General features: G+C 73.1%; 12 protein-coding genes. 7 read left to right on the top strand and 5 right to left on the bottom strand.

Features of this window, described 5'->3' with window-relative positions:
• Together QC385_RS00675 and QC385_RS00680 are read right to left on the bottom strand one after the other, a co-directional pair.
• Positions 1-555, bottom strand: a complete 555-nt coding sequence (locus QC385_RS00675; protein WP_279539254.1) for a hypothetical protein — start codon at positions 553-555, stop codon at positions 1-3.
• A gap of 115 nt (positions 556-670) precedes the next feature.
• Positions 671-1,456: a glutamate racemase gene (locus tag QC385_RS00680; RefSeq protein WP_279539255.1), complete on the bottom strand. Its 786-nt coding sequence runs from the start codon at positions 1,454-1,456 to the stop codon at positions 671-673.
• Between the two features lie 39 nt (positions 1,457-1,495).
• Between QC385_RS00680 and QC385_RS00685 the strand changes: the two genes are divergently transcribed.
• The gene (locus QC385_RS00685; RefSeq protein WP_279539256.1) at positions 1,496-2,689 is read left to right on the top strand and encodes a glycosyltransferase; all 1,194 of its coding nucleotides are present in this window, start codon (positions 1,496-1,498) and stop codon (positions 2,687-2,689) included.
• Positions 2,690-2,704: 15 nt separating this feature from the next.
• Here the strand turns inward: QC385_RS00685 and QC385_RS00690 are convergent, their stop codons facing one another.
• Positions 2,705-3,967 (bottom strand): TerD family protein, encoded by a 1,263-nt coding sequence (locus QC385_RS00690; RefSeq protein WP_279539257.1) that lies wholly within the window; start codon positions 3,965-3,967, stop codon positions 2,705-2,707.
• Positions 3,968-4,263: 296 nt separating this feature from the next.
• On the opposite strand from QC385_RS00690, the gene QC385_RS00695 reads away from it, so the two are divergent.
• The 4 genes from QC385_RS00695 (at position 4,264) to QC385_RS00710 (ending at position 9,015) form a co-directional block, all read left to right on the top strand.
• The gene (locus tag QC385_RS00695; protein WP_086854233.1) at positions 4,264-4,692 is read left to right on the top strand and encodes a DUF6643 family protein; all 429 of its coding nucleotides are present in this window, start codon (positions 4,264-4,266) and stop codon (positions 4,690-4,692) included.
• Between the two features lie 45 nt (positions 4,693-4,737).
• Positions 4,738-5,565 (top strand): MOSC domain-containing protein, encoded by an 828-nt coding sequence (locus QC385_RS00700; protein ID WP_279539258.1) that lies wholly within the window; start codon positions 4,738-4,740, stop codon positions 5,563-5,565.
• A gap of 175 nt (positions 5,566-5,740) precedes the next feature.
• Positions 5,741-6,346: an Rv1733c family protein gene (locus QC385_RS00705; protein WP_279539259.1), complete on the top strand. Its 606-nt coding sequence runs from the start codon at positions 5,741-5,743 to the stop codon at positions 6,344-6,346.
• 227 nt (positions 6,347-6,573) lie between these two features.
• The gene (locus QC385_RS00710) at positions 6,574-9,015 is read left to right on the top strand and encodes a right-handed parallel beta-helix repeat-containing protein (protein ID WP_279539260.1); all 2,442 of its coding nucleotides are present in this window, start codon (positions 6,574-6,576) and stop codon (positions 9,013-9,015) included.
• Here the strand turns inward: QC385_RS00710 and QC385_RS00715 are convergent.
• A complete protein-coding gene (locus QC385_RS00715) occupies positions 8,985-11,378 on the bottom strand; it encodes a hypothetical protein (RefSeq protein ID WP_279539261.1) in 2,394 nt (797 codons plus the stop codon). The two genes, QC385_RS00710 and QC385_RS00715, sit on opposite strands and share 31 nt — an antisense overlap.
• A gap of 294 nt (positions 11,379-11,672) precedes the next feature.
• Here QC385_RS00715 and QC385_RS00720 point away from each other — a divergent pair, with 294 nt between their 5' ends.
• Both QC385_RS00720 and QC385_RS00725 read left to right on the top strand, forming a co-directional pair.
• Entirely contained in the window at positions 11,673-12,503 is an 831-nt protein-coding gene (locus QC385_RS00720; protein ID WP_184980610.1) for a DeoR/GlpR family DNA-binding transcription regulator, read from the top strand.
• 64 nt (positions 12,504-12,567) lie between these two features.
• Positions 12,568-13,038 carry an SRPBCC family protein gene (locus QC385_RS00725; RefSeq protein ID WP_279539262.1) on the top strand — a complete coding sequence of 157 codons (471 nt, stop codon included), beginning with the start codon at positions 12,568-12,570 and terminating at the stop codon, positions 13,036-13,038.
• A gap of 31 nt (positions 13,039-13,069) precedes the next feature.
• On the opposite strand, the gene QC385_RS00730 is transcribed toward QC385_RS00725, so the two are convergent.
• The gene (locus QC385_RS00730; RefSeq protein WP_279539263.1) at positions 13,070-14,194 is read right to left on the bottom strand and encodes a PLP-dependent cysteine synthase family protein; all 1,125 of its coding nucleotides are present in this window, start codon (positions 14,192-14,194) and stop codon (positions 13,070-13,072) included.
• Between the last annotated feature and the right edge of the window lie 134 nt (positions 14,195-14,328).

Here is a 14,328-nt window from a genome sequence, read left to right on the forward strand (position 1 = left end):
TCAGTGCGTGGCAGCGCCCGGCTTGGCCCGTCCCAGCCGCGCCTTGATGACCTGTACGGCCGCCTCCGCGTCGTCCACGGTGATCGTGAAGGTGTGTCCGTCCCACAGCTCCAGCACGACGCCCTCACCCCGCCGTACGACCACCGCCGTGCCCTTCTCCGGCCGCCATCGGTAGCCCCAGCCACCCCAGTGGCGGGGAGTGACGTGCGAGATGTACGTGGCGCCCGCCACGTCGGAGAGCGGGATGCGGCGGCGGGGCAGGCCGATGTGGCCGCAGCGCACTTCCAGGTTCCGCTCGTCGACCCGCAGGGCGACATGCACGAAGGCGAGCGTTCCGAAGAGGACCAGCAGCCCGGCGGCGATGCAGCCGACCACGGCCATGACCAGGGGGACGATGCCGGACGTCCACGCCGAGTCGACCGCCAGTTCGATGCCCAGCGCCATGCAGGCGGCGCCGATGAGCGCCAGCAGCCACTGGACCCGGTTGGTGGCCCGGCCGGTCCAGACGTCGGGGTGGGCGTGGGGAGCGTTCTCGCCGTGGCGGTGGTCCCTCATGCATATGAGGTTACTCAGGTTTCGCTCCGCTGGTACCTCATGGCGGAGCGTGACTGCGCCGACAGTGCGGCGGGAGCCGGCCCGGCACCCGACGACGCTCGGTGACCTGTGCCCGTCAGCCGGTCGGCGTGACCGCCTGCAGCAGCCGTCCTTCGTCGTACGCCAGGGCGGCTGCGGGGAGCGTGCCCTCACGTCCGCTCAGCAGGACGGTCAGGGTGCCGTGTGGCGTGGCCCCCGGGGCGGGCTGCTCGCCGAGCCGGCGCAGGGCCTGCGCGACCACGGCGCCCGCGGAGCCGTGCAGGACGAGGGGCGGCCGGCCGGGGCGCTGGACGGCGGTCCGGATGCGCTCGGCGACCAGTTCGTAGTGGGTGCAGCCCAGGACGACGGTCGTCACGTCGTCGGGCGTCAGCGCGGCGGCCGCGGACACGGCGGCGTCGATCGCCGCCTCGTCCGCGCGTTCGACGGCCTCGGCGAGGCCCCAGCAGGGCACCTCGGTGACGGGGACGCCGTCGGCGAAGTCCCGGATCAGGGTGCGCTGGTACGTGCTGCGGGTGGTGGCCGGGGTGGCCCAGATGGCCAGGTGTCCACCGCCGGCCGCGGCCGGCTTGATCGCCGGGACGGTGCCGATGACCGGGAGCTCCGGTTCCAGACGGGCGCGCAGGGCGGTGAGCGCGTGCACGGTCGCGGTGTTGCAGCCGACGATCAGCGCGTCGGGGCGGCGCGCGGCGGCGGCCTCGGCGACGGCCAGGGCGCGCTCGGTCAGGTCCTCCGGGGTCCTCGGGCCCCACGGCATGCCGTCGGGGTCCAGGGAGAGTACGAGATCGGCGTCGGGGCGCAGTCGCCGAACGGCGGCGGTGGCCGCCAGCAGACCGATTCCGGAGTCCATGAGCGCGATCTTCACCCGATCACGATAGACGATGAGCGGTCCCGGGCCGTTCCGGTGGGGCAGACTGCGCGCGTGAGCGCCGTTGTGTGGACTGCCGCTGGATCGCTTCTCGCCTGGCTGTGGCTGCTGCTCTGTCAGGGCTTCTTCTGGCGCACGGACGTGCGGCTGCCGCCGCGCCGGGAACCGGACGCGTGGCCGTCCGTGTGCGTCGTCGTCCCGGCCCGCGACGAGGCGGCGATGCTGCCCGCCGCGCTGCCGTCGCTGCTCCGGCAGGACTATCCGGGACGGGCTGAGGTCTTCCTCGTCGACGACGGAAGTACCGACGGCACCGGTGACCTGGCGCGTGAACTGGCGCGCGGGACCGGCGGGCTGCCGCTGACCGTGGGCTCGCCGGGTGAGCCGCCCGCGGGCTGGACCGGCAAGCTGTGGGCGGTGCGCCACGGCATCGGCCTGGCACGCGCGCGTGACCCCGAGTTCCTGCTGCTGACGGACGCCGACATCGCGCACGCGCCGGACAGTCTGCGGGAGCTGGTGGCGGCGGCCCGTGCGGGTGGCTTCGACGTCGTCTCGCAGATGGCCCGGCTGCGGGTGGAGAGCATGTGGGAACGGTTCGTCGTGCCCGCCTTCGTCTACTTCTTCGCGCAGCTCTACCCCTTCCGCCGGATCGGCAAGGAGGGAACACGCACGGTGGCCGCGGCCGGCGGCTGCGTCCTGCTGCGGACCGAGGCCGCCGAACGGGCGCGGATCCCGGACGCGATCCGGCATGCCGTGATCGACGACGTGGCCCTGGCGCGGGCGGTGAAGCGCAGCGGCGGCCGCGTCTGGCTGGGGCTGGCCGACCGGGTGGACAGCGTCCGGCCGTATCCGCGGCTGGGCGACCTGTGGCGGATGGTGTCGCGCAGCGCGTACGCCCAGTTGCGGCACAGCCCCCTGCTGCTGGCCGGGACGGTCGCCGGGCTGACGCTGGTGTACCTGGTGCCGCCGGCGGCGGTCGTGCTGGGGCTGGTGGCGGGGAACGCGGCGGCCGCGGTCGTCGGAGGGTCGGCCTGGCTCGTGATGACGGGGACGTACGTGCCGATGCTCCGCTACTACCGGCAGCCGCTGTGGCTCGCTCCCCTGCTGCCGTTCACCGCGTTCCTCTATCTCCTCATGACGGTCGACTCGGCGGTGCGGCACTACCAGGGACGCGGTGCGGCCTGGAAGGGCCGCACCTACGCCCGCCCGGACGCCGTGCCCGACGAGGGCTGACGGCCGCGGGAGGCGTCACTTCCGGCCGGGGGTCCAGTTCATGCCCCACCCGTAGGCGTAGTCGACGGTCCGCTGCGGGCTCACCCCGCGCTCGGGCACGAGGTAGCGCGCCTCCCGCTGGACGACCAGGTCGCCGCCCGTGTTGGTGATCAGGGCGAGCGCGCACACGGGCGAGGGAATGGTGCACTCGTCGAGGGAGAAGTCGATGGGGGCGCCGTGCTGCGGCTGGAGGGTGACGGTGGCGTTCAGGTCGGCGAACGAGCGGGCGCCTTCGTAGATGGTGACGAAGACGAGGATGCGCCGGAAGTCGTTCTTGTGGTCGAGATTGACGGTGAGGTTCTCACCGGTCGACACGGCGCCGGTGCGGTCGTCGCCGTCGAGGTGGATGTACGGGGGCTGGTGCAGTGCCCCGAAGGCGTTGCCGAGGGCCTGTACGACGCCCTTGCTGCCGTCGGTGAGTTCGTACAGCGCGCACAGGTCGAGGTCGAGGTCGGAGTGCATCGCGGCCGGGCGGCCGAACTTGCTGCTCCACCCCGAGAACTGCTTGCGGACCTGCCAGTTGAGGTTCACGTGCAGGGCGCCGGAGGTGCCGCCCTGCTTGGTGAGCGACACGGAGGGGGCCGCCTTGGTGAGCGTCACCTTGGTGAGGCGGACGGGCTCGGGCGGTGCCGCCGGGGGCGCGGCGGGCGGGGGCGTGTGCGCCGGGGGCGCGGCGACGGGATGTGCGGGAGCCGGGACCGGAGCCGGGGCTGCCTGCTGCGGCTCGTCCACCGTGATGCCGTAGTCCGTGGCGAGTCCTTCGAGTCCGCTGCTGTAGCCCTGGCCGACGGCACGGAATTTCCAGGCGCCCTGGCGGCGGTAGAACTCGCCGAGGACGAAAGCGGTTTCGGTGGTGGCGCCCGGGTTGTCGAAGCGGGCGACCGGGGTTCCCCGGGTGGAGTCCTGGACCTCGATGTACAGGCCAGGGACCTGCCCGAACGCGCCGCCGTCGGAAGAGGCGGCGAGGACGATCGTCTCGATCTCGGGCTCCACGCGCGAGAGGTCGACGAAAAGCGTGTCGGCCACTCGGCCGTCGGCGTTGCGCTTGCCCTCGTGCCGGATCGCGCCGGAGGAGTGCGCGGGCTGGTTGTAGAAGACGAAGTCCGCGTCAGAACGGACCTTTCCGCTTACCAGCAGCAAAGCGGAGGCGTCGGCGTCGGGCACTCCCGGCCCGGCCCGCCAGCCCAATTCGACCCGCAGCGCCGCGGTGGGCACCGCGGTATTTGAACCTTTCAGCATTTGCATGTCCGCCCCCATTGCGTGTCACCGCGCCGGGCACATCCCGGCCGTCCGTCGAGTTCCGTTCGCACAACCTATTCCTCCCCGCGTCGAACTCCCACGCACCGCGGACGGAAGCCCGGTGGCCAACCTCTGGTAACCCGCCCGGAACTCGGCCTTTACAGGATCGGAGCCTTGTTCGGCGCCCCTTTTTGCCGAGTTCGCTCGCATTGGGGATACCCGGTCACTGCGGACACGGAAAACAACCCTCTTATCGGTCTCCCCAACCAGCACATCGTGGGCTTAACTTATGTGCCATGACCTCCCCCCGCTCCACCTATGGCGGCGGCTACTACTCCGCCTCCTTCCCGGACACCCCGATCTACGACAGGCTCGTCGCCGAGCGGGGCACCCCGCAGATCGCTCCGATCCGGGTCCCCGCTCAGTACGACACGCCGGGTGGCAACCTGCCCGCCCTCCCGTCGGCGCTGCCCGCTCTCCCGGCAGCCCCGTCCCAGCCCGCCTACGGCTATCCGCAGGCGCAGCAACCCGCCCCGCTCCAGCAGGCGCCGGCGGCGTACATCCCGCAGCAGGCCACCGCACCGCGCGGCTATCCCGGCCCCCAGCCGCAGCAGCCGCGCCCGGCGGCACCCGCGGGCTACGAGGCGATGCGCCCCGCGGCTCCCCGGCCCGCCCAGGCTCCCTATCAGGACCCGTACAACAACCAGCAGTACCGCGGTTACTGAGCCGCCCGCCCGGGGGCTGTCGGTGCCTGCTGGCACGATGGCCCCATGGGGAACGCGCACCTGCACTCGATCCACGTCCATCCGGTCAAGGCGGTCCGGGGCCTCGCGCCCCGGGAGGCCGTCGTGGAGCCCTGGGGACTGACCGGAGACCGGCGCTGGGCACTGGTCGACGACGAGGGCAAGGTCCTCACGCAGCGTCGGCAGCCGCGCCTCGCCCTGGCCGCCGCCGAGCTTCTGCCGGGCGGCGGCGTCCGGCTGTCCGCACCCGGCATGGAGCCCCTGACGGTGCCCGTCCCCCGGCCGTCGGACACGCTGGCGGTGGAGATCTTCCGTGACAAGGTCGACGCGGTCCCGGCCGAGGACGAGGCCGCGCACGCCTGGTGCAGCGCCTACCTCGGCATCGACGCGCGTCTCGTGTACATGGACGACCCGGCCACGCGCCGGCCCGTCGACCCGGAGTACGCGCGTCCCGGCGAGACCGTCTCCTTCGCCGACGGCTTTCCGCTGCTGCTCACCACGACGGCCTCCCTCGACGCCCTCAACGCCCTGATCGCGCAGGGTGATCACGCGGACGAGGGTCCGCTCCCCATGGACCGTTTCCGGCCGAGCGTGGTCGTGGCGGGCACCGACGCCTGGGCCGAGGACGGCTGGACGCGCCTCGCCATCGGGGACGTGTCCTTCCGCGTCGCCAAGACCTGCGGACGGTGCGTGGTGACCACCACCGACCAGGGCACGGGCGAGCGCGGCCGTGAGCCCCTGTACAGCCTGGGGCGGCACCGGCGGCTCGACGGCAAGCTGGTCTTCGGGCAGAACCTGGTGCCCCTGTCCCGGGGCACGGTCCGGGTCGGCGACCCGGTCGGCATCCTCGAGTAGCCGGACGGCCGTCGGCGTCCCCGGGTGGGAACCGCCCCAAGCGCCCGGGCGTTGGGCCTGTGTGAGAAGTTCATGAGAGTCGCCGGTGAGAGGTGATTTCGCTCTCTCTTCGCCCGGTTGGCGCGTGGACGGCTCGTCAGGGGGTTATCACGGAGCGGGGAAGGGGGTGCAGGCGGTGCGAGCGATCAGCGGACTCTGGCGCTGGCGGCGCAACCCGCTGTGCCGCGCGACCGATCTGGCCGAGGCATGGGTCGCGCTGGCGGCCCTGGTGCTGATCCTCCTGGCCGCGCCGGTGGCCGGTTCCCTCGTCGGGGGCACCGCCGAGGACGCCCTCCAGCGCTCCGTCCGCGAGCAGCGCGAAGCGCGGCACCTGGTGACGGCCACGGTGGTCCGCAAGCTCGACCCCTCCCCGCTGGACGCCGACCCGGAGACCTCCACGGGCCGGGATCTGCGCAACCGCGTCCTCGCCGACTGGACGGCACCGGACGGCACCGCACATCAGGGCCCGGTGCTGGCGAGCCTCAAGGACCCGCAGCAGGGCGACGAGTTCCGGATATGGACCGACCGGCACGGCCAGATGGTGGCCCGCCCCCTCGACTCCGCGACGGCGTCGACGCACGCGGTCCTCGCCGGCTTCGGCGCGGCCCTGGCGGTCTGCGGTCTCGTGGAGGGCGGCAGACGGCTGATCGTCTGGCGCATGGTCCGCCGCCGGTACGCCCGTTGGGACCAGGCATGGGACAAGGCCGGCCCGGACTGGGGCAGGACGGGCACCGGCAGCTGACAGCCTTCCGGCTCTGGTCAACCCACCACCCGCGCGCACGCTACGGTGGTCCGGCCGAACCGTTCGGCACAACCCGCGCGCGAGCGAGCAGGAAGGGCGCGCCGGTTTCGATGCCGCGTGCGCGCCCAGGCCCGAGGGCCCGGCCCGGTCGCGGTCCCGACACCGGTGGCAGCGTCCCGAAGGCGAACGAGCCATCAGTACGACCGAGGTGGGGGCACAGCTACACCATGGCACAGGGCACGGTCCAGGTGACGCACACCGGCACGTCGCGGTGGCGGCGCCGCACAGGTGAGTACGCATCGCTCGCCGCTGCCCTGGAGGCCGCGGCCGACGGAGACGTCCTCACGGTCGCCCCCGGCACCTACCGGGAGAACCTCGTCGTGCAGCGTGCGGTGACCCTGCGCGGCCCCGAGGGCTCCCCCGGCTCGGTGCGGATCGCGCCCGCGGACGGCGTGCCGCTGACCGTGCGCGCCTCGGCGGTGGTCCAGGACCTGCATGTGGAGGGCCAGGACGCGGCCGCCCCGGCGGTGCTGGTGGAGGAGGGCACTCCCGAGCTGAGCAACGTACGGGTGGTCACGCGGTCGGCGGCCGGGATCGAGGTGCGCGGCAGCGCCCGGCCCACGGTCCGGCGTTGCGCCGTCGACAATCCGGCGGGCATCGGCATCGCCGTACTCGACGGTGCGGGCGGGGTGTTCGAGGAGTGCGAGGTCGTCGCGGCCGGCCAGGCGGGCGTGGCGGTGCGCGGCGGCGCCCACCCCCGTCTGGAGCGCTGCCGGGTGCACCACACGTCGGGCTCGGGCCTGTCGGCGACCGGGGAGAACTCGGCGCTGGAGGCGGTGGGCTGCGAGATCTACGAGGTCCGGGGCAGCGGTGTGCAGATCACCGGCCGGGCCACCGCGCACCTCACCGACTGCGATGTGCACCGCACGACGGCCGACGGAGTCACGCTCGACACGGACGCCGTGCTGACGCTGGCCGACTGCCGTATCCACGACATCCCGGAGAACGCGGTCGACCTGCGTTCCCGCTCCGTCCTCACGCTGACCCGCACCACGGTGCGGCAGTTCGGGCGCAACGGCCTGTCGGTGTGGGACCCGGGCACACGCGTGGACGCCAACCAGTGCGAGATCTTCGACAGCACCGGCGACTACCCGGCGGTGTGGGTGAGCGACGGCGCCACCGCGGTGCTCGACTCGTGCCGGGTGCACGACGTGCCGGACGCCCTGTTCGTCCTCGACCGCGGCTCGCGCGCGGACGTCGTCGACAGCGACCTGTCGCAGGTGCGCAACACGGCCGTGTCGGTGAGCGACGGCGCGACCGCTCAGCTCGACGACTGCCGGATCCGGGACGCGGCGACGGGCGCCTGGTTCCGTGACCACGGCAGCGGCGGCACCCTCAGCAACTGCACGCTGGACGGCACCCAGACCGGTGTCATCGTCACCAAGGGCGCCGACCCCACGGTGGAGCGCTGCACGATCGACTCACCCGCGGAGGCGGGGGTGTACGTGTCGGCCGGAGGCCGCGGCAGCTTCCACAACTGCCGGGTGACGGGCAGCGGCGGCTACGGCTTCCATGTCATCGACGGCAGCCGTACGACGCTGCGGAAGTGCCGCACGGAGCGGTGCGCGCGCGGCGGCTACGAGTTCGCGGACAGCGGCGCGGACGCGTCGTCCGGGTCGGGCCCCCTGGTCGAGGACTGCACCAGCGACGAGAGCGCGGGACTGCGGGCCCCGACGTCCCCGGAGACGGCCGTACAGACGGTGGGCCACTCCCCCGGCCTGCTGGGCGCGGTCCCGGGTCAGCGCACCGAACCGGAGCGCCCGGCCCCGGCCCCGGTCGCGGAGCCCGAGCAGTCGGCCCGCAGCTCCAAGGACGTCCTCGGTGAACTGGACGCGCTGGTCGGCCTGGAGAGCGTCAAGCGCGAGGTGCGCGCCCTCACGGACATGATCGAGGTCGGCCGGCGCCGGCAGCAGGCGGGCCTGAAGGCGGCGTCGGTCAAGCGGCACCTGGTCTTCACCGGCTCCCCCGGCACGGGCAAGACGACGGTCGCGCGGCTGTACGGCGAGATCCTCGCGTCCCTCGGTGTGCTGGAGAAGGGCCACCTGGTCGAGGTGTCCCGCGTCGACCTGGTGGGCGAGCACATCGGCTCGACGGCGATCCGCACGCAGGAGGCCTTCGAGAAGGCGCGCGGCGGCGTGCTGTTCATCGACGAGGCGTACGCGCTGTCCCCGGAGGACGCGGGCCGCGACTTCGGCAAGGAGGCCATCGACACGCTGGTGAAGCTGATGGAGGACCACCGGGACGCGGTCGTGGTGATCGTCGCGGGCTACACGGCCGAGATGGAGCGTTTCCTGTCGGTCAACCCCGGTGTGGCGTCCCGGTTCTCGCGGACCATCACCTTCAGCGACTACGGCCCCGAGGACCTACTGCGGATCGTGGAGCAGCAGGCCGAGGAGCACGAGTACCGGCTGGCGCCCGGCGCGGCTCAGGCCCTGCGGACGTACTTCACGGAACTCCCGAAGGGCCCGGCGTTCGGCAACGGCCGTACCGCGCGCCAGACCTTCGAGGCGATGGTTGAGCGGCACGCGAGCCGGGTCGCCCAGTTCGCCGAGCCGAGCACGGACGACCTGACCCTGCTCTACGCGGAGGACCTGCCCGAGCTGCTCTGAGGATCCGCCTCCGGGCCGGGGCAGGGCTGCTCGGCCGTGTGCCGGGGTGCCGGCAGCTCCGGCCGCAGCCGGGCCAGCAGCTTGCGGCGCTCCTCGGCGAACGCCGGGTCCGCCTGGTAGTCGGAGTGGCCGAGGATCGGCGCGGGCAGCGGGTGCAGGTCGTTCCGGCCGTAGGAGAGGGGATCCTGCAACGGCACGTGGTCGACCCCGAGGTCGTGGTCGCCGGGCAGGCGCACCGGGCCGCCGATGGGGTCGGTGAGCCGGTACAGGTTGCGCCAGCAGTCGACCTCCCGGTGCAGGGAGCCGAGCGCGGCGGGGCCGAAGTGTGCAGGGAACCAGCGGCCGTAGAGCCGCTCCAGCGGGGAGCCGTAGGTCAGCAGCGCGACGCGTTTGCGGGTGGGCGGCGTGAGTTGCCAGGCCGCGGCGGCGGCGAGCACGCTGCCCTGCGAGTGGCCGGAGATGACCAGCCGTCCGCCGGTGACGCGGGTCCAGGTCGCGATCCGCCAGGTCAGGTCGGGCACCGCGCGCTCGGCGTAGCAGGGCGGGGCGAAGGGGTGGGCGGCGCGCGGCCAGAAGGTGCCGACGTCCCACAGGATGCCGATGGTGCGGCGGGCGGCGGCGTCCTTGTAGGCGCGCCTGCCCCAGGTGACGAACAGGATGAAGCCGAGGCCGATCAGCCAGGAGCCGAGGGCCTGGGAGGTCTCGGCGGCGCCGTGGACGACGGGGTAGGTGCCCCGCGCCGCCTCGCCCGGTGTCTCGTCGGTGGTCAGGGCGCCCACGAGGGCTCCCGCACCGAGCAGCAGGGTGACACCGGATGTGACGGCGATGACGCGGGGTCCCCGGTCGGTGAGGGAGGCCATCGCGCGGGTGTAGGCGATACGGCGGGTGCGGGCGCGGTCCTGGGCCTCGTCCGCGTAGTCGCGGGCCACCGCCTCGCGTTCGGCGCGGGCCAGCTGCCAGGCGCGGTGGGCCAGCCAGCCGAAGAGCATCAGGAGCACCACGATCAGGGGCGGGATCACGGACGCCTGCCAGGTCAGCAGGACCGGCGGGCCGTCGATCGACGTCCCGGTGCCGTCCAGCCAGTCGGACACGCGCTGCGCCACACCACCGGACATCACCCCGCCCAGGGCGCAGGCCAGCATCGCGACGGCCGGTCCGCCGAGGCCGCGCAGCACGGCCCGCCGGTCGGGGTCGGTGCGGTGCAGTGCGTGGGCGACGCCGGCGAGGACGATCACGAGCAGGCCCTGGACCAGGGCGAGACCGCCGAAGGTGGCATCGCCCGGCAGCCGGCCGGCCGACTCCCAGCCGGGGCGCTCCCATCCCGCGTACAGCAGGGCGAGGGCTAGCAGGACGAGGGCGGCGAGCGGCAGGCGTCGTACGAAGCGCTCGTCGAGTTCCCGGTCGATGCGTCTCTCGCTGCGGCCCCGGCGGCACACCACCCACACCACGGCGGCCGCGCAGGCGGCGAGGGCCGCCTCCAGGAGCAGGCCCAGGATGTTCAGTACGGCGGGGCCTCCGGGCTCGCGGTCGTGGCGGGCAGCGGCGCTGGCGACCGCGGCGGCGACCGTGACCAGCCCGGCGGCGGTGTGCGCGGCGCGCAGCCGGGCCACCAGCCGGCGTCCGTACCAGAAGCCGGGCCGGCCGAGCGCGGTCGAGCCGTCGCCGTCCTCGTCGGGCTCGGGGTCGCGGGCCAACGGCTGCTGGGACTCGTAGTCGCTCCAGGTGCGCCGGGACAGGTACCACAGCAGGACGGTCAGGGCGGTCGGGACGAAGGACGCCAGGGCGAGCCTGCGGCCGGGGCTGCTCCACCAGCCGCCGTCCGAGACGGTGGGCGAGAGGAAGCCCAGCCAGGAGTGCCGGTCGGCGCACGCGCGGGTGCCCGCGCACTGCCAGGCCGCCAGATCGAGGGCGACCTCGCAGGCCGCCGCGACGAGCAGCACCGTCAGGGTGAGCCCCGTGAGCCGCACCAGGAGGCCGTACAGGCGCACCGTGCGGCGGCGGCCCCGGGCGCTGGGGCGCATCCAGTGGGCGAGGTTGACGACCATGAACGGCAGCAGCAACAGCCACAGGGCGCGGGTGCCGTTGCCGGAGGTCAGGTTGCACCAGACGTAGGCCTCGGGCACCGGTCCGTCGCGGCGGCGGTCGTCGGGGCTCTTCTCCGCGTCTACGTCGTCGGCGCGCCGGAAGACGGCCGCGATGTCGTCGCCGGTGATCCGCACCGTGCGCGGATCGTTGAGCATCTCCTGCGGCGTGGTGCCGCCCACGCCGTGGACCAGGAGTTCCAGGGCGGTCCCGGTCTCACCGGGCCGCCGGGCGGGCTGGTCGGGCCCGCCGGTCGAGTCGTGTTCCCGCGCACGTTCCACTGATTCGCACTTCCCCCGTGACACGCCGTCGGCTCTGTCCGTGCGGGCACAAGGATCTCCACTTCCGCGGCGCCGCACACCTCCTGTCACGGAATCTCTCCGATCCGTAACACTGCGGAGCGACGAGCGAGACCCCCGGGCGGCGTCCGCGCGACGAGCGGTCGGGTGGCGCCGTCGACGCCGCGACATGCAAGGATGGGGCGTCCGCGCACCGGAGCCGGGGGAGAATGTCCTGGTTGCGGCAGGTGCGCAGGGCCTGTCGGACGGCATTGAGGCGAAAGGACCGGAGCGTACGTGAGCGAGAATCAGAACCTCCTCGCGGAGCAGCGGCGATCCCTGATCCTCGACGAGGTCCGCCGCCGGGGCGGTGTCCGGGTCAACGAGCTGACGCGCAAGCTCGGCGTGTCGGACATGACGGTCCGCCGCGACCTCGACGCGCTCGCCCGCCAGGGCGTGCTGGAGAAGGTGCACGGCGGCGCTGTCCCGGTGGTCGAGGCGAGTACGCACGAACCGGGTTTTGAGGCCAAGTCGGGGCTGGAGCTGACCGCCAAGGAGGACATCGCACGGGCGGCGGCCAAGCTGGTCGCGCCCGGCGCGGCGATCGCCCTGTCCGGCGGCACGACGACGTACGCGCTGGCCCAGCAGCTGCTGGACGTGCCCGACCTGACGGTGGTCACCAACTCGGTGCGGGTGGCCGACGTCTTCCACGCGGCGCAGCGCACCTCGGGTCCGCGGCAGGGCGCGGCCACGGTCGTGCTGACCGGCGGTGTGCGCACCCCGTCCGACTCGCTGGTGGGGCCGGTCGCCGACCAGGCGATCGCGGCACTCCACTTCGACCTGCTGTTCCTCGGGGTGCACGGCATATCGGTCGAGGCCGGCCTGTCGACGCCGAACCTCGCGGAGGCGGAGACGAACCGGCGGCTCGTGCAGTCGGCCCGGCGGGTGGTGGTGGTCGCCGACCACACCAAGTGGGGCAAGGTGGGCCTGAGTTCGTTCGCCTCGCTGGAGCGGATCGACACGCTCGTGACGGACGCCGGCCTGCCGGACGAGGCGCGCGGGGTGGTCGTGGAGCATCTGCGGCGGCTGGTGGTGGCCGGGGAGCCCGACGAAGAGGCAGACAGCTGACGGGTCGCCAGCTAGGGTGACGCTGCCGGTCATCGCCCGCTCCCTCACCAGGAGGGCTTCGTCCATGGCTCACCGTCTGCGCCCGGTGGGGCTCGACTTCGTCGGGACCGCGCCCGTACGGCATGTCTCCGAGCGGGACATCTCCGCTCCGGTGGAGGCGGTCTACCGCGCGCTGGAGGACGTGCCCGGCTGGGTCGACTGGTTTCCCCAGGTGACGGCCGCCCGCCCGATCGACGGCGGGAAGGGGCGCGACATCCGGCTCGTGGGAGGCGTCCGGTTCCGGGAGTCGGTCATCGCGGCGGAGGGACCCGAGGTGTACGCCTATCGCGTCGATGTCACCAACGTGCCCGGGGTGCGGGCGATCGCCGAGGAGTGGCGGCTCGCCCCGGCCGCTACCGGGACCCGGGTGCGGTGGACGTTCGCGACCGACGGTACGGCGGCGTACCGGCTCGCCATGAGGCCGGTGCGGGCGGCTCAGGCCAAGGCCTTCCGGGACGCCGTCACGGCGCTGGACCGGAGGCTGGCGGCGTCGTAGCACCCCCGGTCGGCGGGCCCGGAGTCTCGGTTCAGTCGGGCCAGACGCCCGTGTCGAGCAGCGAGTCGATCGCGGCCGTGTACGGCTCGATGCCCAGCCCCTGGGCGGCCAGCCAGGTGTCCGAGTAGTACTTGTCGAGATACCGGTCCCCCGGGTCGCACAGCAGCGTCACGACGCTCCCCTGCCGTCCCTCGGACACCATCTCCGCGACGATCTTCAACGCGCTCCACAGGCCCGTGCCGGTCGAGCCGCCCGCCTTGCGGCCGATGGCGCGCTCCAGTGCACGTACCGCGGCGACGCTGGCCGCGTCGGGCACCTTCATCATCCGGTCGATCGCGCCGGGCACGAAGCTCGGTTCCATACGGGGCCGGCCGATGCCCTCGATACGGGAGCCGCAGTCGTAGGTGACGTCCGGATCGCCGGTGGTCCAGCCCTCGAAGAAGCACGAGTTCTCGGGGTCGGCCACGCAGACGCGCGTGTCGTACTGCATGTAGTGGACGTAGCGCGCGAGGGTCGCCGAGGTGCCGCCGGTGCCCGCCGTGGCGACGATCCACGCCGGCTCGGGGAACCGCTCCATCCGCAGCTGCCGGAAGATGGACTCGGCGATGTTGTTGTTGCCGCGCCAGTCCGTGGCCCGTTCGGCGTAGGTGAACTGGTCCATGTAGTGGCCGCCGGTCTCGGCCGCGAGGCGGGCGGACTCCTCGTACATCGTGCGGGGGTCGTCCACGAAGTGGCACCGGCCGGCGTGGAACTCGATGAGGCGGATCTTCTCGGCGCTCGTGGTGCGCGGCATGACGGCGATGAAGGGCACGCCGATGAGCTTCGCGAAGTACGCCTCGGAGACGGCCGTCGAGCCGCTGGAGGCCTCGATCACCGGGCGGTCCGGCCGGATCCAGCCGTTGCAGAGGCCGTAGAGGAAGAGGGAGCGGGCGAGCCGGTGCTTGAGGCTGCCGGTGGGGTGGGTGGACTCGTCCTTCAGGTACAGGTCGATGCCCCACCGCTCCGGCAGGGGGAAGTGGAGCAGGTGCGTATCGGCCGAGCGGTTGGCGTCGGCCTGGACTCTGCGGACGGCTTCTTTCAGCCAGGCGCGGTAGGCGGCGTCGCTGTGATCGACGTCGAGGGTCACACCGGTCCGGGTCTGCTGGGGAGTGCTCACGGGGGCTCCTAACGCTGCGCGCCGACGACGCGTCGCGCGGCCGACACCCCCGATCATATGCACCCTCCGTACGCTTCTCACCTGCATAAACGCACCTTTGAGCCCCCCAAAGCGCCCCCTGGGGCAGGGCCCGG

The organism is Streptomyces sp. DH10 (genome assembly GCF_029813805.1).
In the GTDB taxonomy this organism is placed as follows: Bacteria; Actinomycetota; Actinomycetes; order Streptomycetales; family Streptomycetaceae; genus Streptomyces; species Streptomyces coeruleofuscus.

Bases quoted from the DNA above. Each gene is read 5' to 3' on its own strand.
- QC385_RS00675 (WP_279539254.1), bottom strand. From the start codon at position 555: ATGAGGGACCACCGCCACGGCGAGAACGCTCCCCACGCCCACCCCGAC.
- QC385_RS00690 (WP_279539257.1), bottom strand. From the start codon at position 3,967: ATGCTGAAAGGTTCAAATACCGCGGTGCCCACCGCGGCGCTGCGGGTC.
- QC385_RS00695 (WP_086854233.1), top strand. From the start codon at position 4,264: ATGACCTCCCCCCGCTCCACCTATGGCGGCGGCTACTACTCCGCCTCC.
- QC385_RS00700 (WP_279539258.1), top strand. From the start codon at position 4,738: ATGGGGAACGCGCACCTGCACTCGATCCACGTCCATCCGGTCAAGGCG.
- QC385_RS00710 (WP_279539260.1), top strand. From the start codon at position 6,574: ATGGCACAGGGCACGGTCCAGGTGACGCACACCGGCACGTCGCGGTGG.
- QC385_RS00725 (WP_279539262.1), top strand. From the start codon at position 12,568: ATGGCTCACCGTCTGCGCCCGGTGGGGCTCGACTTCGTCGGGACCGCG.